At 30.9% G+C, this 23,374-nt stretch carries 28 protein-coding genes, 1 tRNA gene and 1 pseudogene; 12 read left to right on the top strand and 18 right to left on the bottom strand.

All coding sequences use genetic code 11. The annotated features are described in order from the left end of the window. The first annotated feature begins 18 nt into the window (after positions 1–18). Positions 19–582: a PAS domain-containing protein gene (locus MOV50_RS09205; protein WP_321777611.1), complete on the top strand. Its 564-nt coding sequence runs from the start codon at positions 19–21 to the stop codon at positions 580–582. On the opposite strand, the gene MOV50_RS09200 is transcribed toward MOV50_RS09205, so the two are convergent. Next, on the bottom strand, positions 577–2,676 hold the full coding sequence (locus tag MOV50_RS09200) for a helix-hairpin-helix domain-containing protein (protein ID WP_321777610.1): 2,100 nt from the start codon (positions 2,674–2,676) through the stop codon (positions 577–579). The two genes, MOV50_RS09205 and MOV50_RS09200, sit on opposite strands and share 6 nt — an antisense overlap. Before the next feature lie 225 nt (positions 2,677–2,901). Between MOV50_RS09200 and MOV50_RS09195 the strand changes: the two are divergent. The 5 genes and pseudogenes from MOV50_RS09195 to MOV50_RS09175 form a co-directional block, all read left to right on the top strand. Further along, positions 2,902–3,213, top strand: a pseudogene (locus MOV50_RS09195) (DEAD/DEAH box helicase family protein); the annotation flags it as partial. A 101-nt stretch (positions 3,214–3,314) separates the two neighbouring features. Next, on the top strand, positions 3,315–3,548 hold the full coding sequence (locus tag MOV50_RS09190) for a hypothetical protein (protein ID WP_321777609.1): 234 nt from the start codon (positions 3,315–3,317) through the stop codon (positions 3,546–3,548). A gap of 1 nt (position 3,549) precedes the next feature. After that, entirely contained in the window at positions 3,550–3,822 is a 273-nt protein-coding gene (locus MOV50_RS09185; RefSeq protein WP_321777608.1) for a type II toxin-antitoxin system RelE/ParE family toxin, read from the top strand. Positions 3,823–4,096: 274 nt separating this feature from the next. After that, positions 4,097–6,079 (top strand): excinuclease ABC subunit UvrB, encoded by a 1,983-nt coding sequence (gene uvrB, locus MOV50_RS09180; protein ID WP_321777607.1) that lies wholly within the window; start codon positions 4,097–4,099, stop codon positions 6,077–6,079. 15 nt (positions 6,080–6,094) lie between these two features. Then, entirely contained in the window at positions 6,095–6,658 is a 564-nt protein-coding gene (locus tag MOV50_RS09175) for a DedA family protein (RefSeq protein WP_321777606.1), read from the top strand. Positions 6,659–6,782: 124 nt separating this feature from the next. On the opposite strand, the gene pckA is transcribed toward MOV50_RS09175, so the two are convergent. After that, positions 6,783–8,366 carry a phosphoenolpyruvate carboxykinase (ATP) gene (gene pckA / locus MOV50_RS09170; protein WP_321777605.1) on the bottom strand — a complete coding sequence of 528 codons (1,584 nt, stop codon included), beginning with the start codon at positions 8,364–8,366 and terminating at the stop codon, positions 6,783–6,785. Between the two features lie 143 nt (positions 8,367–8,509). Between pckA and MOV50_RS09165 the strand changes: the two genes are divergently transcribed. Together MOV50_RS09165 and MOV50_RS09160 are read left to right on the top strand one after the other, a co-directional pair. Next, positions 8,510–8,584, top strand: a tRNA-Val gene (locus MOV50_RS09165). 309 nt (positions 8,585–8,893) lie between these two features. After that, the gene (locus MOV50_RS09160) at positions 8,894–9,325 is read left to right on the top strand and encodes a hypothetical protein (protein ID WP_321777604.1); all 432 of its coding nucleotides are present in this window, start codon (positions 8,894–8,896) and stop codon (positions 9,323–9,325) included. A 133-nt stretch (positions 9,326–9,458) separates the two neighbouring features. Here the strand turns inward: MOV50_RS09160 and MOV50_RS09155 are convergent, their stop codons facing one another. After that, on the bottom strand, positions 9,459–9,791 hold the full coding sequence (locus MOV50_RS09155) for a hypothetical protein (protein ID WP_321777603.1): 333 nt from the start codon (positions 9,789–9,791) through the stop codon (positions 9,459–9,461). Between the two features lie 231 nt (positions 9,792–10,022). Here MOV50_RS09155 and MOV50_RS09150 point away from each other — a divergent pair, with 231 nt between their 5' ends. Continuing rightward, entirely contained in the window at positions 10,023–11,216 is a 1,194-nt protein-coding gene (locus tag MOV50_RS09150) for a Fic family protein (protein ID WP_321777602.1), read from the top strand. A 199-nt stretch (positions 11,217–11,415) separates the two neighbouring features. Here the strand turns inward: MOV50_RS09150 and MOV50_RS09145 are convergent, their stop codons facing one another. The 7 genes from MOV50_RS09145 to MOV50_RS09115 all read right to left on the bottom strand — a co-directional run bounded on the left by MOV50_RS09145 (position 11,416) and on the right by MOV50_RS09115 (position 15,436). Next, a complete protein-coding gene (locus tag MOV50_RS09145) occupies positions 11,416–11,949 on the bottom strand; it encodes a hypothetical protein (protein ID WP_321777601.1) in 534 nt (177 codons plus the stop codon). Continuing rightward, positions 11,946–12,275 carry a winged helix-turn-helix domain-containing protein gene (locus MOV50_RS09140; RefSeq protein WP_321777600.1) on the bottom strand — a complete coding sequence of 110 codons (330 nt, stop codon included), beginning with the start codon at positions 12,273–12,275 and terminating at the stop codon, positions 11,946–11,948. The genes MOV50_RS09145 and MOV50_RS09140 overlap by 4 nt, the downstream gene beginning before the upstream one ends. A 108-nt stretch (positions 12,276–12,383) precedes the next feature. Continuing rightward, entirely contained in the window at positions 12,384–12,653 is a 270-nt protein-coding gene (locus MOV50_RS09135; RefSeq protein WP_321777599.1) for a helix-turn-helix transcriptional regulator, read from the bottom strand. Beyond that, on the bottom strand, positions 12,650–12,898 hold the full coding sequence (locus tag MOV50_RS09130) for an Arm DNA-binding domain-containing protein (protein WP_321777598.1): 249 nt from the start codon (positions 12,896–12,898) through the stop codon (positions 12,650–12,652). The genes MOV50_RS09135 and MOV50_RS09130 overlap by 4 nt, the downstream gene beginning before the upstream one ends. Positions 12,899–13,325: 427 nt before the next feature. After that, positions 13,326–13,658, bottom strand: coding sequence for a hypothetical protein (locus MOV50_RS09125; protein WP_321777597.1), 333 nt, complete (start codon positions 13,656–13,658; stop codon positions 13,326–13,328). A 3-nt stretch (positions 13,659–13,661) separates the two neighbouring features. Further along, positions 13,662–14,264 (bottom strand): outer membrane beta-barrel protein, encoded by a 603-nt coding sequence (locus tag MOV50_RS09120; protein ID WP_321777596.1) that lies wholly within the window; start codon positions 14,262–14,264, stop codon positions 13,662–13,664. 26 nt (positions 14,265–14,290) lie between these two features. Beyond that, positions 14,291–15,436: an aminoacetone oxidase family FAD-binding enzyme gene (locus tag MOV50_RS09115; protein WP_321777595.1), complete on the bottom strand. Its 1,146-nt coding sequence runs from the start codon at positions 15,434–15,436 to the stop codon at positions 14,291–14,293. Between the two features lie 45 nt (positions 15,437–15,481). On the opposite strand from MOV50_RS09115, the gene rimO reads away from it, so the two are divergent. The 3 genes from rimO (at position 15,482) to MOV50_RS09100 (ending at position 17,751) form a co-directional block, all read left to right on the top strand. Next, the gene (gene rimO / locus MOV50_RS09110; RefSeq protein ID WP_321777594.1) at positions 15,482–16,795 is read left to right on the top strand and encodes a 30S ribosomal protein S12 methylthiotransferase RimO; all 1,314 of its coding nucleotides are present in this window, start codon (positions 15,482–15,484) and stop codon (positions 16,793–16,795) included. Next, positions 16,788–17,462: a tRNA lysidine(34) synthetase TilS gene (tilS, locus tag MOV50_RS09105; RefSeq protein ID WP_321777593.1), complete on the top strand. Its 675-nt coding sequence runs from the start codon at positions 16,788–16,790 to the stop codon at positions 17,460–17,462. Before rimO ends, tilS begins: the two co-directional genes overlap by 8 nt. An 82-nt stretch (positions 17,463–17,544) precedes the next feature. Further along, positions 17,545–17,751, top strand: a complete 207-nt coding sequence (locus MOV50_RS09100) for a hypothetical protein (protein ID WP_321777592.1) — start codon at positions 17,545–17,547, stop codon at positions 17,749–17,751. Between the two features lie 20 nt (positions 17,752–17,771). Here the strand turns inward: MOV50_RS09100 and MOV50_RS09095 are convergent, their stop codons facing one another. The 8 genes from MOV50_RS09095 to MOV50_RS09060 are packed head-to-tail and all read right to left on the bottom strand — an operon-like array spanning position 17,772 to position 23,296. After that, positions 17,772–18,320, bottom strand: coding sequence for a hypothetical protein (locus MOV50_RS09095; protein ID WP_321777591.1), 549 nt, complete (start codon positions 18,318–18,320; stop codon positions 17,772–17,774). Beyond that, on the bottom strand, positions 18,310–18,849 hold the full coding sequence (locus MOV50_RS09090) for a hypothetical protein (RefSeq protein ID WP_321777590.1): 540 nt from the start codon (positions 18,847–18,849) through the stop codon (positions 18,310–18,312). The genes MOV50_RS09095 and MOV50_RS09090 overlap by 11 nt, the downstream gene beginning before the upstream one ends. Further along, a complete protein-coding gene (locus MOV50_RS09085) occupies positions 18,846–19,865 on the bottom strand; it encodes a hypothetical protein (protein ID WP_321777589.1) in 1,020 nt (339 codons plus the stop codon). The genes MOV50_RS09090 and MOV50_RS09085 overlap by 4 nt, the downstream gene beginning before the upstream one ends. Then, a complete protein-coding gene (locus MOV50_RS09080; RefSeq protein ID WP_321777588.1) occupies positions 19,859–20,698 on the bottom strand; it encodes a tyrosine-type recombinase/integrase in 840 nt (279 codons plus the stop codon). Before MOV50_RS09080 ends, MOV50_RS09085 begins: the two co-directional genes overlap by 7 nt. Then, positions 20,679–21,134: a hypothetical protein gene (locus tag MOV50_RS09075; protein WP_321777587.1), complete on the bottom strand. Its 456-nt coding sequence runs from the start codon at positions 21,132–21,134 to the stop codon at positions 20,679–20,681. The genes MOV50_RS09080 and MOV50_RS09075 overlap by 20 nt, the downstream gene beginning before the upstream one ends. Next, the gene (locus tag MOV50_RS09070) at positions 21,124–21,747 is read right to left on the bottom strand and encodes a lysophospholipid acyltransferase family protein (RefSeq protein WP_321777586.1); all 624 of its coding nucleotides are present in this window, start codon (positions 21,745–21,747) and stop codon (positions 21,124–21,126) included. Before MOV50_RS09070 ends, MOV50_RS09075 begins: the two co-directional genes overlap by 11 nt. Then, on the bottom strand, positions 21,740–23,041 hold the full coding sequence (gene miaB / locus MOV50_RS09065; RefSeq protein WP_321779657.1) for a tRNA (N6-isopentenyl adenosine(37)-C2)-methylthiotransferase MiaB: 1,302 nt from the start codon (positions 23,039–23,041) through the stop codon (positions 21,740–21,742). The genes MOV50_RS09070 and miaB overlap by 8 nt, the downstream gene beginning before the upstream one ends. 9 nt (positions 23,042–23,050) lie before the next feature. Continuing rightward, complete coding sequence (locus MOV50_RS09060) at positions 23,051–23,296, bottom strand: HP0268 family nuclease (protein WP_321777585.1); 246 nt, start codon at positions 23,294–23,296, stop codon at positions 23,051–23,053. Positions 23,297–23,374: the final 78 nt, after the last annotated feature.

Raw genomic sequence — 23,374 nt, 5'->3', positions numbered from 1 at the left:
TTTTTTAAGGAGATTTAAGTGCAACACCCTGAACCAAATAATAATGAAATAAAACTAAGTTCAAAAAGGTATATAGTCTCTAAAACAGATCCAAAAGGGATTATAGTGTACGGTAATGACTATTTTGTCGAGATTTCAGGTTATTCAGAAGCTGAACTTTTAGGTAAAGCACACTCAATTGTAAGACATCCAGACATGCCAAAAATTGCCTTTAAACTAATGTGGGACAGGATTAAACAAGCTAAAAATTTCATTGCAGTTGTTAAGAACTTAGCCAAGGATGGAAGTTACTACTGGGTTGTGACAGATTTTGAGCCAAAAGTAGATCCTATCACAAATGAGATAATCTCACACACTGCCTTTAGAAAAGCTGCACCTAGAAAAGCTATAGATACTATGATTCCTATCTATGCCAAACTTTTAGAAATAGAACAAGATGAAGGTATGGAAGCCAGTGAAAAATATCTGCGAGAATTTTTAGAAGAAAACAATACAACTTATGATGATTTTGTAAATAACCTAGTTGGAAATAAAGGTTTATTTAAACTATTTTTTACAGCCATGAAAAAGTTATTTTCATAATATTAAACTTAACCCAACTTTTCCTTTTTCAAATTCAATAGATACAACTTTAACCTGAGGAAGATATTGATTTAAAGAAAGTACTTCTAAAGGATGCTTAATTCTTTTTTCACTCATTTTAGATATATGAATCATTCCATCATTTTTCAGTCCTATATCTACAAATGCTCCAAAATCAGTAATATTACGAACAATACCACTTACTAAACTTCCTTCTTGAAGCATTTTAATATCTGTAAGACCCTCTTTAAAAGGTATAGTTGGTAAACCTTCTCGTGGATCAAATCCTGGTTTTTTAAGCTCTTGGATTATATCTTTGAGTGTTTGTTCTCCTATTCCTAATTCTTTTGCTTTATTTTCGAGATTAATCTCATGAAAATCTATATCTATTATTTTTTTAGCAATCTCATAACTTTCAGGATGAATACCGCTATTATCAAATATATTTTTAGAATTTTTTATTCTTATAAAACCAACTGCTTGTTCATACGCTTTTTTACCTAAACCCTTAACACAAAGGAGTTGATTTTTTGTTGTGAAATTTCCATTGGCATCTCTATACTCAATAATATTTTTAGCAATCCTCTTTCCAATCCCTGCAACATGAGAGAGTAAAGCAGCAGATGCTGAGTTGATATCTACCCCTACTCTATTTACCATATCACAAGTAACATCATCAAGTCTTTTTTTTAGAAGCTTTTGATCTACATCATGTTGATATTGACCTATTCCTAATGATTTAGGATCAATTTTTACTAATGTTGCCATTGGGTCACGAAGTCTTTGAGCGATTGAAATAGCACCTCGAATGGTTACATCAAGAGTAGGATACTCATCTTGAGCAAGTTTAGAAGCACTATATACAGATGCCCCCGCTTCAGAAACTACCGTATAGTTTAAGTTTGCATTTTCATCACGATTGAGTCGTGCAAAAAACTCTTGAGTTTCTCTAGATGCTGTTCCATTACCTATTGCTACACCTGTTATATTGTATTTTTTTGAAAGTTGAAGAACTTTTGTTTTTGAAGAGTTATAATCTTCTTTTGGCTTAGTCGGGTATATAACACTAGACTCTAAATAGTTCCCATTTTCATCTATTACAGCCAATTTACATCCACTTACAAACGCAGGGTCAACACCTAAAATAACCCTATTAGCTACTGGTCTGCTAATTAATAATTGACTTAGATTCTTACCAAAGATATTAATAGATGCTAAGTCTGCTTTTTCTTTTAACTCTGAAAAAATCTCTCTCTCAAGAGAGGGGAAAAGTAATCGTTTAAAACCATCTTTATATGCCTCAAACAGTATCGAAGAAGAGGAAGCAGCATGTTGCGGAATTTTATACTGCTTTATATTTTCAAATATTTTATCTGTGTCAATACTTATCTTAACTCTTAACTCTTTTTCTTTAACAGCTCTCATAATTGCCAAATATCTATGTGATGGGATATATGCAACTTTTTCACTTTTATTTGCTAAGTTTTTATATGTACCATTTTCTTGAAAAGTCTTTGTAGCTTTAGTTATAAGACTACCAAATCTCAACATACTGTTTCTGATAGCTTCTCGCTCTCTTGGTTTATCCGCATATCTCTCAGCTAAAATATCTTTAGCACCTTGGGTAGCTTCATCCGCAGTTTTAATATTTTTACTTATAAATTTTTTTGCTTGAGAATTAAATTCTACCAAAGAGAGTCTTGCACTTTGAAGAGTATTTGCTAAGGGGGTTAAACCATTTGAAATAGCCGAGATTGCTCTTGTGTTCTTTTTTTCTTTATATGGTCTATAAATATTTTCAAGTTCTCTAAGAGTTTCAGCCTTGTCTATACTTTGCTTTATAATTTCACTAAGAGTAGCTCTCTCTTGGATGAGTCTTGATACTTCACTTTTTCTCTCAAGAAGCTTTTTATTACTAAGATAGATAGTCTCAAACTCACGAAGTGTTTCATCACTGGCATCTCCAGTCATTTCTTTTCTGTATCTTGCTATGAAAGGGATAGTAGAACCATCATCTAGTAGTTTTAAAATATTTTCAATATGTTCTTGTTTGAGGGAAGTTTTTTTTGTAAGTAGTAAAATAAGTGTTTGCATAAATACTATTGCTTATGTTGTTGGTTATCAACATCTCCGATACCTGTCTCAAAATATTCTTTCCACTGAAATGATTTCATCAAATATACCTTGTTTATTTAATCTAAGTATATCTAAATATTATCTAAGAAAGAGGAGAGTATATCGACAAAATTTTCACAGTAAAATCTCTTAAAAACAAGTAAAAAACACTCCTATTCACACAAATCAGCTATAATTCCACCAATGAAAAAAGAGATAAACTTTAAAGCACATACTCCATATGAACCAGCTGGTGACCAGCCTACTGCTATAAAAGAGTTAAGTGCATCTATACTAAAAGGTAATCGCTACCAAACCCTAGAAGGGGTTACAGGGAGTGGTAAAACATACACTATGGCTAAGGTTATAGAGAATGTTAAGATGCCTACTATCATTATGACTCATAATAAAACTTTAGCTGCTCAACTTTACTCAGAGTTTCGTAGTTTCTTTCCTGATGCTCATGTTGAATACTTTGTATCTTACTATGATTATTATCAGCCTGAGGCTTATATACACTCTCGGTTAGTTGCAAAATTTAAACAGATTAGTTCAAAAGTATATTTATATCTTTTAGCTATAATGACTTAATAAAATTTATTTATAAAGGTAATATTATGCATACTATGAAACTACAAGTCAATGAATCCATGTACTCACAAGTTTTATCATTTATAAATCAATTTCAGACTAATGAAGTTAATCTAGTTGAAGACACAAAACAAGAAGACTATATTGTATCATCTGTTGAAGAAGTACAAAGAAGAGTTCTTCATGCAGAAGCTAATGGTAATTATATTTCAGCAGATGAATTTTTCTCAGGTATGGATAAAAAAATAGAAGCTTTATAATTTGAAAATTATAATCGAGATAGGTTTCTCTGACCCACTATTTAAAATATTAACAACTATTGCAAAAGATAAAAAATCAGCTTCTAAAAAATTCAATAAAGATTTAAAAGAAAAAATCAAACTACTACTGGAATCTCCTTTTATGTGTAGATCATCTATTTATTTTCAAGATACAAAATACAGAGATTTAATTTTTAAAGGTTATACCATTATTTATAAAGTTGAAGATGATGAGATAAAAGTTTTAGATATTTTCAAATGGCAAGATAGATAATAAGTAAGATAGCCAAGCTTTTAGTTTACTTTGTGAAATTTGCTCTTAGTACAAGAACTAGAGCCATTAGTATAATCAATATAAAACGCAATAACATCGATTTAAAGACTCAGACCGTAAAATCTTCGATACGAAGAGATATTGTAGCGTTTAAAAATTTATAAACTAACTTTTAAATATAAACTTAACTTTCTCGGCAGCATATAGACATCCATATCTCTAAAAAATACTTAAATATCACTCATATTCACACTAATCAGCTATAATTCCACCAATGAAAAAAGAGATAAACTTTAAAGCACATACTCCATATGAACCAGCTGGTGACCAGCCTACTGCTATAAAAGAGTTAAGTGCATCTATACTAAAAGGTAATCGCTACCAAACCCTAGAAGGGGTCACAGGTAGTGGTAAAACATACACTATGGCTAAGGTTATAGAGAATGTTAAGATGCCTACTATCATTATGACTCATAACAAAACTTTAGCTGCTCAACTTTACTCAGAGTTTCGTGGTTTCTTTCCTGATGCTCATGTTGAATACTTTGTATCTTACTATGATTATTATCAGCCTGAGGCTTATATACCTCGTCAAGATTTGTTTATAGAAAAAGATAGTGCTATTAATGATGAGCTAGAGCGTATGAGGCTATCTTCAACTGCAAATCTTCTTTCTTATGATAATGTTATTGTCATAGCATCTGTATCTGCCAACTATGGTCTTGGTGACCCAGAAGAATACTTAAATATGGTTCAAGCTTTAGAGGTGGGCGATGAAATAAACCAAAAAAAACTTCTACTTCGTTTAGTTGAAATGGGTTATGCTAGAAACGATACTTATTTTGACAGTGGGCACATACGCGTAAATGGTGAGAGTCTTGATATTTATCCACCCTACTTTGAACAAGAAGCCATTCGCATAGAGTTTTTTGGTGATGAAATAGAAGCTATTTATACCTTTGATATTATTGACAACAAAAGACTAGAAGAACACAAAAAATTTACTATATATGCATGCTCACAATTTAGCGTTTCACAAGAGAAAATGGCAGTTGCTATTAAACGCATTGAAGAAGAACTTGATGAAAGATTAGCTTATTTTACAAAAGAGGGAAAACTTTTAGAACATCAAAGGCTTAAACAAAGAGTTGAGTTTGACTTAGAGATGCTACAAACTACGGGCATGTGTAAGGGAGTTGAAAATTACTCAAGATTACTTACAAACAAAAAAATGGGAGAAGCCCCTTTTACTTTACTTGATTATTTTACTCAAAGAAACCAAGATTATCTTATTATAGTTGATGAATCTCATGTTTCACTTCCTCAATATCGAGGAATGTACGCAGGAGATAGAGCTAGAAAAGAAGTATTAGTTGATTATGGTTTTAGACTTCCTTCCGCCCTTGACAACCGTCCTTTAATGGCAGCAGAATACATAAACAAAGCACCTCATTATCTTTTTGTTTCAGCTACACCTGCTGAGTACGAACTAGAAATGTCAAGTGTAATAGCTCATCAAATAATCCGTCCAACTGGACTTCTTGACCCAATACTAGAGATAAGAACATCAGATAATCAAGTAGAAGATATACATGATGAAATCATAGGGATAGCTGCTAAAAATGAAAGAATCTTGATTACAGTTCTTACTAAAAAAATGGCTGAGGCTCTTACAAAATACTTAGCCGATTTAGGTGTAAAAGCTCAGTATATGCACTCTGATATTGATACAATCGAGCGAAATCAAATCATACGCTCACTAAGACTTGGTGAATTTGATGTACTCATCGGGATAAATTTACTTCGAGAGGGTTTAGACTTACCAGAGGTTAGTTTAGTTGCTATACTAGATGCTGATAAAGAAGGGTTTTTAAGAAGTGAAACTGCACTCATTCAGACCATAGGTCGTGGTGCAAGGAACTCTAATGGTAGAGTTATTTTATATGCCAATAAAATCACAAAATCAATGCAAAAAGCAATAGATACAACAAGCTCAAGAAGAAAAATTCAAGAAGCACATAATTTAAAGCATGGGATCACTCCAACAACAACTATTCGTAAACTAGATGAAAATTTAAAAGTTGAAGATTATAGTGGTATTTACCAAAAGCATAAAAAAATGGATAAAATGCCAGCAAGAGAAAGAAAAGAGATAACAAAAGAGTTACAACTTAAAATGAAAAAAGCAGCAAAAGAATTAAACTTTGAAGAAGCGGCTAGACTGCGTGATGAAATAGTAAAAATAAAAAAACTCTAAAGGAATACTATATATATGGAAGATACATTTAGCAATTTAGAAACTTATGGCTACATAGGACTTTTTATCTACTCTCTTGGCGGAGGTTTTATAGCACTGATTGGAGCTGGTGTTCTTTCATATATGGGAAAAATGGACATCAGTACAGCAATAGCCATAGCATTTATAGCGAATGCTTTAGGAGATGTTTTACTCTTTTATATGGCACGATATCAAAAAACTATGATGATGGAAGGCTTACGAAAACATAGAAGAAAACTAGCCCTTGCCCATGTTATGATGAAAAAAAATGGCTCGTGGATTATACTGATTCAAAAGTTTGTTTATGGCATAAAAACTCTTATACCAATAGCAATAGGACTTACAAAATACGACTTTAAAAAGTTTGCTATTTTAAATGTTGCTAGTTCTGCTGTTTGGGCATTAGCATTTGGTCTTGGAAGTTATTTTTCTGGCAGTTTATTAGTTAAATTTGCACAAACCATAAGTGATAAACCATGGATAGCACCTATAATATTAGTAGTTTTTGGTGGTGCTTTATGGCTTTATATGGAACAAGCAACGAAAAAGAAAAAATAAATATTTATAAGGTTAAATTTAAAAAGTTTTAGATTTGCTGTAATTCGTATAAAATATCCAACTAAGGTAAGGCTAAAAGCCTACCGTGTTGGATTTTTATGCGAAGTGCAGTAAAGATGAAGCTTTATGAGCCTACTATTGGACCATATGGTGCGAAGTCCATATGCTCTTGAGTTTGGTATTTTTTATAGTTTTCTATAAACATCTCAGCAAGATCATCTCTAGTTTTATCAAATAACTCTTTATCTTCCCAAGCATTACGAGGGTTTAATATTTCAGGATCTATATCTCCTAAAGTTGTGGGGACTTGAAGTCTAAATGTTTTAGTTGTATCAAACTCACTTTTTTGAATACTTCCATCTAAGATAGCAGTTATACAAGCACGAGTATTTTTGATACTCATTCTCTTACCAACTCCGTAACCTCCACCAGTCCAACCAGTGTTTACAAGATAAACATTAACATCATGTCCATCTATTTTCTCACCTAAAAGTTTAGCATATACAGTTGGGTGTAGTGGTAAAAATGCTTCACCAAAACAAGCACTAAAAGTTGCAACAGGTTCTGTAATACCACGCTCTGTTCCAGCAACCTTTGCAGTATAACCACTTAAAAAGTAGTACATCGCTTGGTCACGAGTCAGTTTAGATACAGGAGGGAGAACACCAAAAGCATCAGCAGTTAAAAAGATGATGTTTTCAGGGTGTCCTGCACTTAAAGTTGGTTCATGATTTTCTATATGCTCTATTGGGTAAGAAACACGAGTATTTTCTGTCTTACTACCATCTTCATAATCAACTTCACCTTCACCATACATAACTACATTTTCTAAAAGTGCATTTTTTCTAATCGCATTATAGATTTCAGGTTCACTTTTTCCATCTAAATTAATCGTTTTTGCATAACATCCACCTTCAAAGTTGAAAACACCATGATTATCCCAACCATGTTCGTCATCTCCTATAAGCTTTCTGCGTGGGTCAGTGGAGAGTGTAGTTTTGCCTGTTCCACTTAGTCCGAAGAAAAGAGCTGTATCACCATCTACTCCAACATTTGCAGAACAATGCATAGCAAGTTTACCTTCTAATGGTAACCAGTAGTTCATCATTGAAAAAATTCCTTTTTTCATCTCACCACCATACCAAGTACCACCAATAATGGCTATATTGTTCTCAACATCAAAAAGAACAAAAACTTCAGAGTTCATTCCATGTTCTTTCCATTTATCATTTACAGCTTTACAAGCGTTTAAAACAACAAAGTCTGATTTAAAAACTTCTAATTCTGGTTCAGTTGGACGAATAAACATATTTTTAACAAAGTGAGATTGCCAAGCAATTTCAGAAATAAAACGAACTGATCTTTTTGAAGCGATACTAGAACCACAAAAAACATCTGTTACATATACATCTTTATTTGATAGTTGCTCTTGTGCAACTACTAAAAGTTCTGCAAAAATTTCAGCAGAAATCTTTTTATTTACAGGACCCCAAGCTATATTTTTGTTAGATGGATCACAATCTACAAAGTATTTATCTTTAGGACTACGCCCTGTGAAAATACCTGTGTCAACAGCAGTCGCACCTGTTTTAGTTTGTTGAACTTCACCATTGTCAAGCTCATGTTGAATTAATTCATCATAACCTAAATTATGATAAACCTTACCAATATTTTTTAATCCTATATCTTGTAACTCAGCTAAATTCATAACTAACCTTCTGGCATATTTTTGTTGCTAGAATTATACACTCAATAAACATAAATTAAATATAAATATTATGTATAAATGTAAAAAAAATAATTTAAGGATTTTTTGGTAGAATTATACTTTCAATCATGAAAAAAGATTATGCTCGATTAACTCAGTGGTAGAGTGCTTCCATGACATGGAAGAAGTCACTGGTTCAAACCCAGTATTGAGCACCACTTACATCCACAGCACCTATGGTATTTCAAGAGTTTTCAACTATTTTTCATCAACTATACTTTCTTCAAAGTAACCCTAATCATTAAATATATCAATCGAACAATTTATTTCGCAGTAAGGGTAATACCTGATTAAACTACTACATAATATGAAGTAATTGTATCGAAAAATACTTCTGCAGGTATTTTATAGTTTAGTATCTTTCTTAATCTACTATTTAATCTATTTTGAACTTCAAAAATTGCACTTATTTTTTAGAATTGACACTTTTTTTGCTATACTTTCTTTATATTATAAAGGATACATAGATGAATATTAAAATAATTATTACTGCCCTATTTACTATATTATTAATTGCAGGATGTGCTATTAGAGTCAAATACACACCTAGTCTAAATATTGACAAAGAGACAGCTAAGCAGAATATTAAAGAGTTACTTATGTTACAACATAGAGACTATAGAGTATCAAATATTAAAATAAACAATAAACAATTAATATTTATTCTTAACGATAAAAAAAATATTTTCATATCCTTTAAAGATATATGGTCTATACAGTTTCTTGGTAAAAGAGGTACTTATATAATTAATATTCAAGATAAAGCTTCTCGTACTAGATTAGTATATATGGATATAGAAAAGGCTAAGGCTATGGTCAATGCTCTTTCTGTCATGGAATATAATGCTAAAAAAATGATAAATACAAAAACAGGTAGAGTAAAAAAGTATGCATACTAAAAGTTTATAAAAGGATTGTTAAGAATATGTGTTGTGCTTGATAAAAGAATCATAAACCAGTTCTCCATTTTAGTTGTGGAAGTTAAGTTGTCATGAGCGGAGTTAAAATAGGTAACCCAGTATCGAGCGCCATCTAAAATCTAAATGTGCTCTTTTTTCCTTCTTGCTCAATCTGTATCGATGATTTAATAATATATAAGTAAACACCTGTTCTCTGATAAATAATCTTTTGGTAAATTTCTTTTGAGTTTAAAGGGTCATATCCAATAGCTTCAACATCATCTCTTTTACTAACTATCACACAATTATTTGAAATAGCATACATACTAAAGTTTAGATAATTGTCTGCTGTATCCATAGGTACTTTTTGAAGTTGTAAAACAGTAGGACAAGCCAATGTTTTTTTCTTCATTTTATCCGCACTAGAGATACTAAAAAGAAGTAGAAGTGCTAAAATAAACTTCACTAATTAGTCCATTTTATATTTAAAAATTATATCTGTTTTTGAAGCATTTAAACTCATAACTCTTGATTTTTAGTGGCATTATATAAAATCTGCAAATATATCAGCAATATAGTGATTACTATAGCTATTATATTACATTAATATATCTTAATATAGGTATATATTTAATATTTGTTATCTGCATAATAATCCGCAATTTATGTTATACTTTCTTTTACAAAGGATAATAATATGTACTTTACTCCTGTTTTACCAGTAGACATTAAGAATAATATTGATGAAGAACTTCTTGCTTTAGCAGAAGAGGTCTGTATTAAAAGTGCTACACTTGGTGGTAATCATAATGAAGTTATACTAAACAGCATAAAAGAACTTTTGAGAAAAACAAATAGTTACTACTCCAATCAAATAGAATCAGAAGGAACTCATCCACTAGATATAGAAAAAGCAATGAGACAAGAGTTTTTCAAAGATGATAAAAGAAAAAAACTTCAGTTACTTTCACTAGCATATATCGATACTCAAAAAGAATTGGAGCGATTAGCTTCACAAGAGAAAAACATATTTACAAAAAAGTTCTTCCTAGGGATTCACAATAGGTTTTATTCCAAAGAGGGAATGGAGAATTTTTTAAAAGTTCATAACGATGAAAAAATTATTAAAATGATAGCTGGTGAGTTTAGAGAAGATGATGTTTATGTTGGCAAGCATATAGCTCCAAAATATAAAGAGCTTGAAGCAATGTTTAATGAGTTTGAAAATCAGTATAAAAGTATCTATACCACTTCCACAAAAGCGATGAAACTTTTGTATCTCTTATCATCTCATCATAGATTGACATGGATACACCCATTTTTAGATGGCAATGGAAGAGTTTCAAGACTGTTTCTTGATACAGTGTTTTTAAATATAGATATTGATGGTTATGGCTTATGGAATATATCAAGAGGGTTAGCTCGTTCTAATGAAGAGTATAAAAAGAATTTAGCATTTGGAGATATGCCATTGCAAGGTGCAACAGATGGAAAGGGACCATTATCTTTAAGAGGGTTAAAATACTACTTAAGGTTTATGCTAGAAACAGCACTTGATCAAATAGAGTTTATGCATAAGAATTTACAGCTTAACTCTTTGACTGAAAGGATAGATAAGTTTGTTGTTTTAGCTAATAATAAAATATTAGATATAGAGCCATTACCACAATATTCAGCAATGTTACTCAAAGAGTTATTAGTAAAGGGTGAAGTAAGTCGTGGTGAAGTGAAAAATATAATTAATAAGAGTGATAGAACAGCTACAACTTTAATTAAAACTCTTATACAAAGAGAGTATATAGAATCAGATACACCCAAGAGTGCAGTTAGATTAAGATTTAATAGTGTGTTTGCTTCTTATGTAATGCCTAATTTAATTCCAAGTCATTAATTCTGTAAAGATTGGTAATTTGAATAGTGGTTACCAATGTATAATTATATGAAAGCTTAAAGTTGCTTGTGATGTCGTTGTTTAGGGTGTTATAAAGGATAAAGAAGTGGTGGACCCTCAGGGAATTGAACACACCATGTTTATAGGTACTGGAATGAAATATAATTTTTTAAGCCCCTAAAAATCAAAGTGACTTATTTTATAACAGAGCATCTTTAAATATTTTAAACTTTTCTAAAGATTTTTCTTTCTTTGACCACTCTTGAACTGATTTCAAATCAAATTCATTCTTCTTGGCAACCCAAATAGCTTGTTGAAGACATTGCTCATCATCCCAATGATAATATGCAGCGAGTCTATCTTTTATACAGTCTGTAGGAGTAAGTAGTCTTAAAACACCTGCTTCTGTATCTATTTCAGCTATATCTTCAACGGGAGCATCACCAACACCTAATGGACCAGATGGAAACTCAATAAATAGCTTTGTGTCTTTATGCACAAAATATCTATCATGCTCTGTAAATCCAAGTTCATCCATAGTTGCATGGATTTTTTTAAACTGTTCATTATATTGGTTGATTAAATCTAAATCCCAAGAAGTGTATTCGCCTCTGCTGTAAATTTCAACACAAGAACCACCTGAAAGAACTACATGTATATCTTTTGCTATCAGGCTATCACAAATATAACCACCCAACTCTTTCATGTTCATATCTTTAATCTGTTTTTTCATAGTGGTTTCTCCGGTCTTCTTGGTCTTTTTCTTTGCATCTCAAATTTATTTTTTAACTCAGGCTTGTAGTATTGTTTTGCTTTGTTAAGTAAAGCTGTGAGTTCATCTAAAAAAGCATATCTTGGATTTATAAAGTATATCTTTGTCCTTCCTTGCATTTTGCTAAGAGTCAGCCCACCCTCTTCAAAATTTTTGAGTTGGTTTTGAATGGAAGGAAGTGACATTTCAAAATATTTTGCTATCTCTCTTGCATACCCCTCCTTAAATGTAAGAAGATATTGCAAAGTTAATTCACGAGATTTTGTTCCAAGTATTACTTCTAACATGCAAACATCCTTTATGATATAAATATTATTTCATTTGATATAGAAATTATATCATAAAATATTCTATTTTTTAGGTAGTACTTATTTTATGGAACCTTGATTAACCTACTATTCAGGCTTTATGTCGATTTCTTGAAAAAAATCCATCAAATCAACTTCTAGTATATATGCAATTTTTACTAGATGCTCTATATTAAAATGCTGTTTTTTATAACATATCTCTGCTCTGGAAATAATTGTAACAGATTTATGTCCTATAGCTTGTGATAATTCTAATTGTGTTAAACCTTTTTCTTCTCTAGATTTTTTTACATTCTTACCTATTTGTATATGTAAATCATCTATAAAATTTTCAGGTAATTGCTCAATATCTTTCATTTTGCAATTTCTGTTTTATATTTTTCTCTTAGTTCTCTAGCTTTTGATAATGATACACTTGGATAAGCCCCTAAAGATAATTTTTGTTCTTTATTATCAAAGCGATATTTTAGTTTCCAATGCTTACCACCTGCTTTTGTTACTAAGAGATATAAACCACCACCATCAGACAGCTTGTAGTCTTTTTCTTTAGGTTTTGTTGTTTTGATTTTTGTGTCAGTTAGTGGTGTTATAGTTCGTGCCATAAAAACTTCCTTTTGCAAATTAAAGGGGCTTATTTCATTTATTAGAGGGCTTTAAAATATTAAGCCCTTAAATTAGCCCCTAAAAAGTTGAGATTACTATAACATACATTGAATTAAGTTAGACTAATAAAAATAGAGAAGCTCGTGTTTAAGGGGTTTATTTAGATGTTATTGGGTTGTATTAGATTAAGAAGTGGTGGACCCTTAGAGATTCGAACTCTAGGAGGTATAACCCTCGCTGGTTTTCAAGACCACCATAAAGATTAAGCATCTGAAAACTACTCTTAAAAGTAACCTAAAATGTAACCCGCTATCGTCCACTATCTACTAAAAGTGGGTGACTTAATGTCTAAATCCCTATAATAGGAGGCTAGTTTTACTATGACATGGAAGAAGTCACTGGTTCAAACCCAGTATCGAGTACCATCTAAAATCTAAATGTGCTCTTTTTTCCTTCTTGCTCAATCTGTATCGATGATTTAATAATATATAAGTAAACACCAATTTTTTTATATAGAATTTTTTGATAAATATCTTTTGAGTTTAAAGAGTCATATCCAATAGCCTCAACATCATCTCTTTTACTAACTATCACACAATCATTTGCAATAGCATACATGCTAAGATTAAGATAATTATCTGCCGTATTCATAGGTGCCTTTTGCAGTTGCAAAACACTTGGACAAGCTAGTGTTTTTTTCTTTATTTTATCCGCACTAGAGATACTAAAAAGAAGTAAAAGTGCTAAAATAAACTTCACTAATTAGTCCATTTTATATTTAAAAATTATACTTGTGTAACCAGTTACAAGATTATCGAAATTATAAGTTGCACCAGCATCTGTTTTTGAAGTATTTAAACTCATAACTCTAGCACCGATTTCCCAATCAACATGTTTACCTAAATGAACATTAAAACCTACATCTCCACCTAAATAAGTGTCATCAATCATTACAGTGTTATCGTGCCCATTTTTAGTATCTACAAATCTCATATCTGCTTTACCAAAATTTACACCTATGTACATGTTAGCAAATTTAGAAAAATTAAACTTATACTGTAACTCTACCCCATAAGTTCTAGCATAGTCAAACTCACCTGCGTCATATACTCTTGCTGCTAAAAAAAATCTATAATTTTGTGATTCTGCACCAATTTTTAATCCACCACCATTTAATGACACTTTCTCTCTCTCAGTCAGCACACCTGCTTCAGTACGCTCATAGTCAAAATTACTATATGTACCTTCAAAACCTATTAATGAATTTATATTAAACTTATATTTTGAGTTATCAGCATCTGCTGCACTTAATGATGATGCTACCAATATAGTTGCTACTATTATTTTACTTAATGTTTTTATCATTTTTCTTCCCTTATGATTTGAGTTTATTATACCTTAATTTCTCTTGCACAAATAACACCACTGCTAAATGCCCACTGAAAATTGTACCCGCCTAACTCTCCTGTTACATCGACAACTTCACCTACAAAGTGTAGATTTTTCACACTCTTAGATTCTAAAGAGTGATTTTGTAACTCATTTACACAAACACCGCCTCTACTTACTTCTGCTTTTGTAAAACCAAAGTTACCTGCAGGAGCAAACTCATAATTATGGATATTTAAAAGTTTTTCTCTGTCTTTTTCACTTAACTTCTTACCTTGCATATCTTTAACATCTATCGCTTTAAGTATTGCTACACTAAGTCTTTTTGGCAAAGGTATGGCAGAACTTACAAGTTTTTTACTTCCCTTAATTAACTTACATATATCTTGGTTAGGCAAAAAATCAATAGCCATTTTAGCCTTTTTCCAATAAAGTGACGCACTCAAAACTGCGGGTCCACTTATGCCTTTATGTGCAAAAAGTAAATCTTCTTTTAAGATTTTTCCATCTACTTTAATATGCACAAAACAACTAAGTCCACTAAGTTCTTTCATCCAAAACTGCTCTTTTTGAAGAGTCATACCAACCAAAGCAGGAGTAAATTCTTTCACACTAATGTCAAAACTTTTTGCAATTTCTAAACCTATCTCACTCGCACCAAGTGTTTTAAAACTTTTTCCACCTGTTGCCACAATGACTTTTTTAGCCCTTAAAATATTTTTGTCAGTTTTAATTTCAAAAATATCATCTATTTTTTTAACTTCAATTATTTTTGTATTTAAAATTAGTTCATGTTTTTTACTTAATTTTTTTAGTATATTTATTATCTCATCAGAAGAGTTTTTGCAAAAATAGTAACGATTTTTTCGTATAACAGGAAGGAGGCTGTTAATTTTTAAAAATTCTAGTAAATCTTCTTTTGAATATGCGTTTAAAATATTTGAAACAAATTTTTCATCACCATCAAAATTATTTGAACTTACACTTGTACTTGTGATATTACATTTTCCACCGCCAGATATTTTAAGCTTTTGTGCCACTTTAGTATTAGCATCTATAATAACTACATTTAACTTTTCACTTAGATGCGAAGCACACATCAATCCACTTGCTCCAGCACCTAAAATAATCACATCATATATTTTCATAACGACATTATAGTATAATGTCAAAAAAAAATATAAGTAGTAAAAATGGCAAATAAACTTCACATAGTTTCTCTTGGATGTACTAAAAATCTTGTTGATACAGAAGTAATGATGGGAAAACTTCAAAACTTTGAACTAACAGATGCGCAAGATGAAGCAGATGTAATAATCGTAAATACTTGTGGATTTATAGATGCTGCAAAAGAAGAGTCTATAAATACTGTTCTTTCTTTACACGATGCTAGAAAAGAAGACTCAGTTTTAGTAATGGCTGGATGCTTAAGTGAAAGATATAAAGAAGACTTGGCTACTCAGATGCCAGAAGTTGATATCTTTACAGGAGTTGGTGACTATGACCGTATAGATGAACTTCTTAAAGAGAAAAAAAGTCGTTTTTCTGATGAAGTATTTCTTATAGATGGAAGTGAAAGAGTTGTTACAGGTTCTTCATATCATGCTTATATAAAACTCTCAGAAGGCTGTAACCAAACTTGTAGTTTTTGTGCCATTCCATCTTTTAAAGGTAAATTAAACTCTCGTAACTTAGCCTCTATTGCTAAAGAGGTGGAAGGTTTAGTAAAAAAAGGCTACTATGATTTTTCTTTTGTTTCACAAGACAGTTCTTCATTTCTTCGTGACCAAAATATCAAAGATGGACTAAGTCTTCTTATGCAAAGAATAGAACTTATTGATGGAGTGAAAAGTGCAAGGATTCTTTATCTTTACCCATCAACAACTACAATCTCACTTCTTAAAAACATAGCGAAAAGTAAAATCTTCCACAACTACTTCGATATGCCTATTCAACATATTAATGACGAGATGCTTCGTATGATGAAAAGAGGTTTTGGTAAAGAAAAAACTATCCAGCTTTTAGACTTTATGAGAAGTTTACCAAACTCTTTTGTTCGTACAAGCTTTATAGTTGGGCATCCAAATGAAACACAAGAAATGTTTGAAGAAATGTGTGAGTTTGCCTCTTCTTTTGGTTTTGACCGTATTAATGTTTTTTCATACTCTGATGAAGAAACAACTCCTGCTTATGACATGAAAGACAAAATAGCTGACGAGCTTATAGCATCTCGTGCTCAAATACTTGGTGATATTGCTTCTGAGTGTACAAAAAAATCACTTGAAAGTGAAATAGGTCAAAATATTGAACTGATTATTGATGGTGAGAGTGATGAACATGAGTATCTTTTAAGTGCAAGAAAAAGTATCTGGGCACCTGAGATAGATGGAGAGATTTATGTTAATGATAGAGCAAAAGATGAAGATTTAGAATTTGGAAAAATTTACAAAGCAAAAGTCACAGAACTTGTTGGTAATATATTAACTGCAACAGTAGATAATGCTTGAAATTTCATCACTAAAAACACTTAAAGATAAAAAAAATCTCCTTGCATTTTCTGCAGGTGTAGATTCAACCGCCCTATTCTTTTTACTTTTAAAACATAATATAAAGTTTGATATTGCCATTGTAAACTATGGACAAAGAACTCAAGCAAAAGAAGAGATAGACTATGCAAAAAAGTTAGCATCTACAAATAGATTAACATGCCATACCCTAGATGCTTTGAGAATAGATACAAATTTTGAGCACAAAGCAAGAGAGATTAGATATGACTTTTTTGAAGAACTAATAACTACATATCATTACGATAATCTTCTAACCGCTCATCATTTAGGAGATAGGTTTGAGTGGATGCTAATGCAGTTTTGTAAAGGCGCTGGATGTGCTGAACTTGCAGGAATGAGAAGTGAAGAAAATAGAAAGTTTTACACTCTAGTTCGTCCACTTTTAAAGTTTGAAAAAAAAGAACTATATAACTACTTAAACATAAATAATATCAAATATTTTGAGGATAAAAGTAACTTAGATGAGGATATAAAAAGAAACTCTTTTAGGCATAACTTTGCATCTCCACTTTTGAACAAATACCGAGATGGAATCAAAAAAAGTTTTGAGTATTTAGATGAAGACAGGGATATACTTACTCCTGAAGTTACTATAAAAAAATATTGATGATTTTTCATATTTTACAAAACAAAAAACTAAAAGAGCCGATATTTTCACAATAGACAAACTTTTAAAATCTAAAAACTATATGTTGAGTTTTAAAGAAAGAGAACTGCTGAAAAGTAAAGACACTCTTATAGTTGGGAGAAAATTTATCATAAATATAAATGAAAAATTTGTTTTTATAGTTCCGTATCTAGATGCAGATTTAAAAATGCTTCATAAATTTAAAGAAGAGTGTAGAGTTTTAAAAATAGAGCCTAAACTTCGCCATTTTTTTATGCACATGAAGTAGTATTTGAAAAAGTCAAAGAATTACTCAGCTTCTAGCATAGCCTTTTGTACTTTTTGAGTGTTGTAAACTTTCATAGTAAAAGATGATTTTATCATCTTTGTATCTCTTTTAAAGTTTATAGGAAAATTTATCCCTATTATCCAATCACTTTTATTTACGGCATCTAAGAACTCATAAAAACTTTGAGGAGAGTCAATAGAAGATGTTGTATTTACTTCATAAACTACAAATTCATCTTCATTTTCTACTTTCATCTGTTTTGATAATTCAAGAGATGAGAAATATGCCAAATGCTGTTTTTGAAATCTTTGTGGATTAAAAGATGTATCAAAAGCTGTAATTGTATGAGCATTGTCTGATTGAAGCTGTTTTAATTTTTCTAAAATAACTTCATTAAAATTTTTATACTTTCTAAGTTCTAGTTTTGCTTTATTTAAACTTCCTCGTTGTTTTCTATACTCTTTCCCCTCAGGGATTAAAACAAGAAATGAAAAAAGAAGAACAAATATAAGTAAAAATATACTAAGTGCTAGTAAATATAGACTTTGTCTTGAAATATTAATCTTCATTACCAAACTCCTTGTCTTCATTTTCTTCATCATCTATATAGTTAGTTGATACAAATCTCAGCCAACCATTTGGTAGCGGGTAGAAGTTACTATATGTTCTATGAAATATAGAACGAAGTGGTGCTTGAAGCATAAAGTTATATATATCTTTATTTGGAGTCACTCCATAAAGTATGAGTCCATTTTCAAGTAAAGAGGCTTGTGAAAGTGTAATTCTTTGTGGAACTAAGTCAAATAAGTTTGCAATAGAATCTTTTAAAACAGTATTTTTAGTATTAATTCTCTCACAAAGTAAAACTTCTTTTTCAATAAAAGTAATTTGAGCTTGCATATCTTCTATATTTACTCTTAACTCAACTTGGCTTGTAGCTATCTCTTGTAAGTTTTGCTTAAATCTGTAATCTTTAAATAACAAAAACAGGAATGTAACAAAAAGCATAAAAATCGTAATGCTAAAAAAACTAAAAAGTAGTTGCAGTTCAGCAGAGAAAAATCTTTTTTTTCTAGGACTTATATAGCTATATCTCATTTAAGCTCTGCCTTTGCTAACTCAGATATTTCAGAACATAAGTCTAGATGTCTAACAAATACATTTAAAAACATCTCTTCTTCTAAGTAACGCTTTAAATCTCCACTAACGCCAACACCATCGGCAATATATATATCTTGTACAAATTCACTTTTATATCTTTCATCTTTATAAAAACGATTTATTGCACTTTGTATAAGAGAATAACGCTGATAATCTTCGTTAAATCCTGCCGCATCTTCTTCAATAGAAGTAATGACTTCTTCTTGTATTTCTTCTTCTTGCTCTTCTTCTTCTGCAAACTCATCAATATCATCAAAACTATCTAAATCTTCAATATCTCCAAAATCATCGACTCCTTCCACATCATCAAGAGCATCTATTTCCTCTAAGTTTATAGCTGTATCTAACTCTAAATCTATTTCTGCCTCATTACGATCTTCTTCCATAACAAGTTGCTCATGCTCATCTGTATGTTCCATATTTATATGTTGAGCATAAAGTAACTCTGAATTATTAAATACTGCTACACTTAAGTAGTTGTTTTCTACTAACAAAAATATTGCTAATGATGAGTTTATTTTATCTTTAAAAAAGTTTGCTAACAAAACAAAAGGGGAAAAAATAAAGTCCACCCCAACTTCTTGATAATTTTTTTCTAGTTCATTCAAATCAGGTTTAGAAGTATAATATGCCCAAGAGTTTTTATAACACATATATTTTGATGATTCTAAATCACAAAATTTAGACATATCTCTTGAAACACAAGTAGGTAAAGCACCTTGATCTTCAGAAGTATCTAAAATCGAAATATAAAAGAAAGGAGATTCAGAAGTAAAAGAGTCTATAAATTCATGCATTTTAGAGTTTATTGTAGTCGTATCAAAAGTTTGCGACTCACTAACTATTGAGCCTTTATTTGCACATTCTTGAATATATACACTAGTCTGCGCCCTACCAACAACAATATTGACAAATACTTTATGATACAAAAGTTCAAAAAGCTTACTTAACACTGCTCATCTCCACAAAGTGGATGTGCTTTGTTATAATTTTGTTGTTTCAATGCACTACCTAATTTTGTATATATTTGTGTCGTTGCCATAGTTGAATGACCAAGTAACTCACTTACATCTGCAATAGGAGCACCTTTATTTAAAAGTGCTGTTGCGTAAGAATGACGCAACTGATGCGGAGTAACTTTTAACCCAACTTTTTTAAAGACTTTATTAACTATATATCTTAGACTGTTTTCGCTTAATCTTTCATCATTTAACTCAAAAAGAAATATTTTTGGATAATTATTTAACAAATATTCATCTATCAACTCTTTAGTAGAGTGTAAGAGTGGTATATCTCTATGTTTATTGCCCTTTCCTAAAACTCTAATCCATTCATCTGAAATATCTTCAAGCTTCAAAAATGAGAGTTCAGAAATTCTCAAACCTAAAGAATAAAGCATAGTGACTATAAGTTTTTCTTTCATCTGAGCACAATCTAAAGCTTCAACTATATGATTATGAGAGATTGGTTTAGGAAGTGTTTTAGCAACTTTTATGCTGTCATCAGATTTAAGTATAACATTCATTTTATTGTCATTAAGATAAGAAACAAAACTTCTAATCGCACTGAGTTTTTTACTGATTGTTTTTGCATTTAAGTGAGCTATTTTTATACGATATGGCATTAAATTTATAGTAGTTATCTTAGCATCTACACTTATATCAACATATCTTAGTGCTTCTTGTAAAACTTCATCATAACTCTTTATAGTCAAATCAGAATAACCTCTAAAATTTTCTAAAAATTCTAAAAAATTAACTCTTTTTTTATCTAGTAACTTTTTCAAGAAGTTTCTCAAAGTTATCATAATACGAAGCAGCATCCTCGACTAAATCACTATCTGTAACAACACTTGGAGCTAGTTTTATATACGAATCTATCATAATATTACATATCGTTCTTATCTTTGCTTTATCAGCATCTGAGATAACATCATGCAAGGCAATTTTATTAATAATATACATATATCTTTTTGCATCATTATTATATGTAACATATTTTAAAGAAGTTATTGACTGAGCCACAACAGTAGATGCCATTCTGTTGTAAACATCCATACTAAAAGCTTCTTTTGCTAAAACTAAAGCTTCTTTATAATCTCCAGTTTCAAAATAATACTTTGCTTTTAAAGATTTTTCATAAGAAGGATTTACTAAAAAATAAACACCCATAATAAAAAGCAATAAAAAAGCTACACTTGGAATCAATACTTTAGACTTCATGCTTCTCCAATTCTTCTTTTATCAAAGTTCTTGCTTTTTCTAACTCCATCGACTCTATCTCGATGGGTAAAGTTGCGTAATAATTTAAAACACCAAAAGGTTTTGGAATAATAAACTTGTCCCAACTATTTAACTGCCAAAACTTTGTAGGTACCATTTTAACTAAAACTACTTTTGTTTTAGTTTTTTGTGCCATGATTATTATGCCATCTGCTACTTCGTGTCTAGGTCCTTTTGGTCCATCTGGTGTTATCCCTATGTCAAAACCAGCTTTTAAACTTTTCATAGCTTGTATAAGAACTCTAGCAGCATTTCTATTTGAAGACCCTGCAATAGTATCAAGCCCAAAATATTTTATAGTTTTTGAGATGAGTTTTCCATCAAAATGAGGAGAAATTAAAACTTTTGCATGAGGTTTTTTTCTATAATAAAGGTATATATATGGTAACATCAAAAGTTCACCATGCCAACAAGCAAAAATAGTCGGTTCATCGCCTATTGATTCTGGTACATGATATTTTTTTTTATTTGTTAGATAGATAAGCCTAATGAGTAAAGAGGCTATAAAAGGTAAAATAAGAAGTGCTAAAGCACGACTTAGTTTTTTAAGCAACAACTTCCCCTGTTAAAATTGTTCTTCCAATGGAAGTTATCTTAACATCTCTAAACTCTCCTAAAAGTTCATCTGAACCTTTTACTTTTATGACAATATTTTCATCACTTCTACCACTTACAAAGTAGTCTTGTATAAGGTCTTCAAAGTAAACACGATAAGTTTTACCTAAAGAAGTAGCGTTTATCTCATCTAAAATATCTGTATGAATATTTTGTAATTTTGTTAGTCTTGCAGATGCAATATCTGCATCTATTGTATTTGTAAAATGCTCTGCTTCAGTCTGAGGTCTAGCAGAGTACTTAAAAGAAAAGATTTGGTTAAATCTAACTTGATTCATAACATCTAGTGTATCTTTAAAATCCTCATCACTCTCTCCAGGAAAAGCAACGATAATATCAGTAGAGATGCTTACCTCTGGACACTCTTGTCTAAGTTTAGCAACACGATTTAAAAACCACTCTTTTGAGTAGCCTCTTTTCATATCTTTTAAAACTTTTGTACTTCCACTTTGAAGTGGCATATGCATTGATTTGCATATCTTAGGGTTAGATGCAAACTCTTCTATAAACTCATCATCCATATGAAAAGGATGTGGAGATGTAAAACGGATTCTTTGTAAATCATTAATTTTACTAAGCTCTTGAAGAAGTTTTGTAAAGTTTACTTTTTCAATATTTGCTGAAAAACGGCGACCATAATTGTTAACATTTTGACCTAAAAGAAAAATCTCTTTTGCGCCATTATCTATTGCTCTCCCAGCTTCATTAATGATTAAATTCATAGGAATAGAAATCTCATCACCACGAGTTTTTGGAACGATGCAGTAAGTACAAGACTTATCACAACCCATAGAAATATTTATAAAAGCTTTGTATGGAGATGTTCTAAAATCATCAAAAGCAAATTCACTTTCATCATAGTTTATATCTATCTCTACGGCTTTATCTTTATGTAAAACTTCACTTATTTTAGAAACATTTCTAGCACCTAAAACAAAGTTTACATAAGGGGCTCTTTTGATTATCTCTTCACCAAGATGAGATGCTGTGCAACCACAAACACCTATCTTTGCATCTGCTTTTTTCTTTTTGTTAAATATCCCTAATTCTGAGAAAAGCTTAGAAACAGGTTTTTCTCTAACTGAACAAGTATTTATCAAAATAAGGTCAGCTTCTTTAAAGTCCCTTGTTGTTTCATAACCATCTTTTTCTCGTAGTTGAGCAATCATATGCTCACTATCACGAGAGTTCATAGCACACCCTAGCGTTTCAATGAAGAGTTTTTTCACTATGGAATATTCCTAACTAATAATGTGTACTTGGTACATATATTCGTTATCTGAAAGTCCAAATTTAACTTCATTCATATAAAAGCTTTTACCTTTTTCTTCAAAATGGTCTTGAAGTGAAAGTAAATCTTTGTGAGAGTTATCTCTATCAAAGTAAAATATCATACTTCCTTCTTTTTCTACACTTGCTTCTATCTTTTCTAAATCTGCTTTTTTTGGCTTTGATTCAATATCTGTTCTTGCGAATTTTAAATCCATCTTTGGTTATCCTTGTTTATATTATAAAAGTTTTGCATTATATACAAAATCTACTAAAAGTCTGATTAAGACAAGTTT

The sequence above is a fragment of the Sulfurimonas sp. genome (assembly GCF_029027585.1).
Lineage (GTDB): Bacteria > Campylobacterota > Campylobacteria > Campylobacterales > Sulfurimonadaceae > Sulfurimonas.
This window is presented reverse-complemented; position numbering and strand designations above follow the sequence as displayed.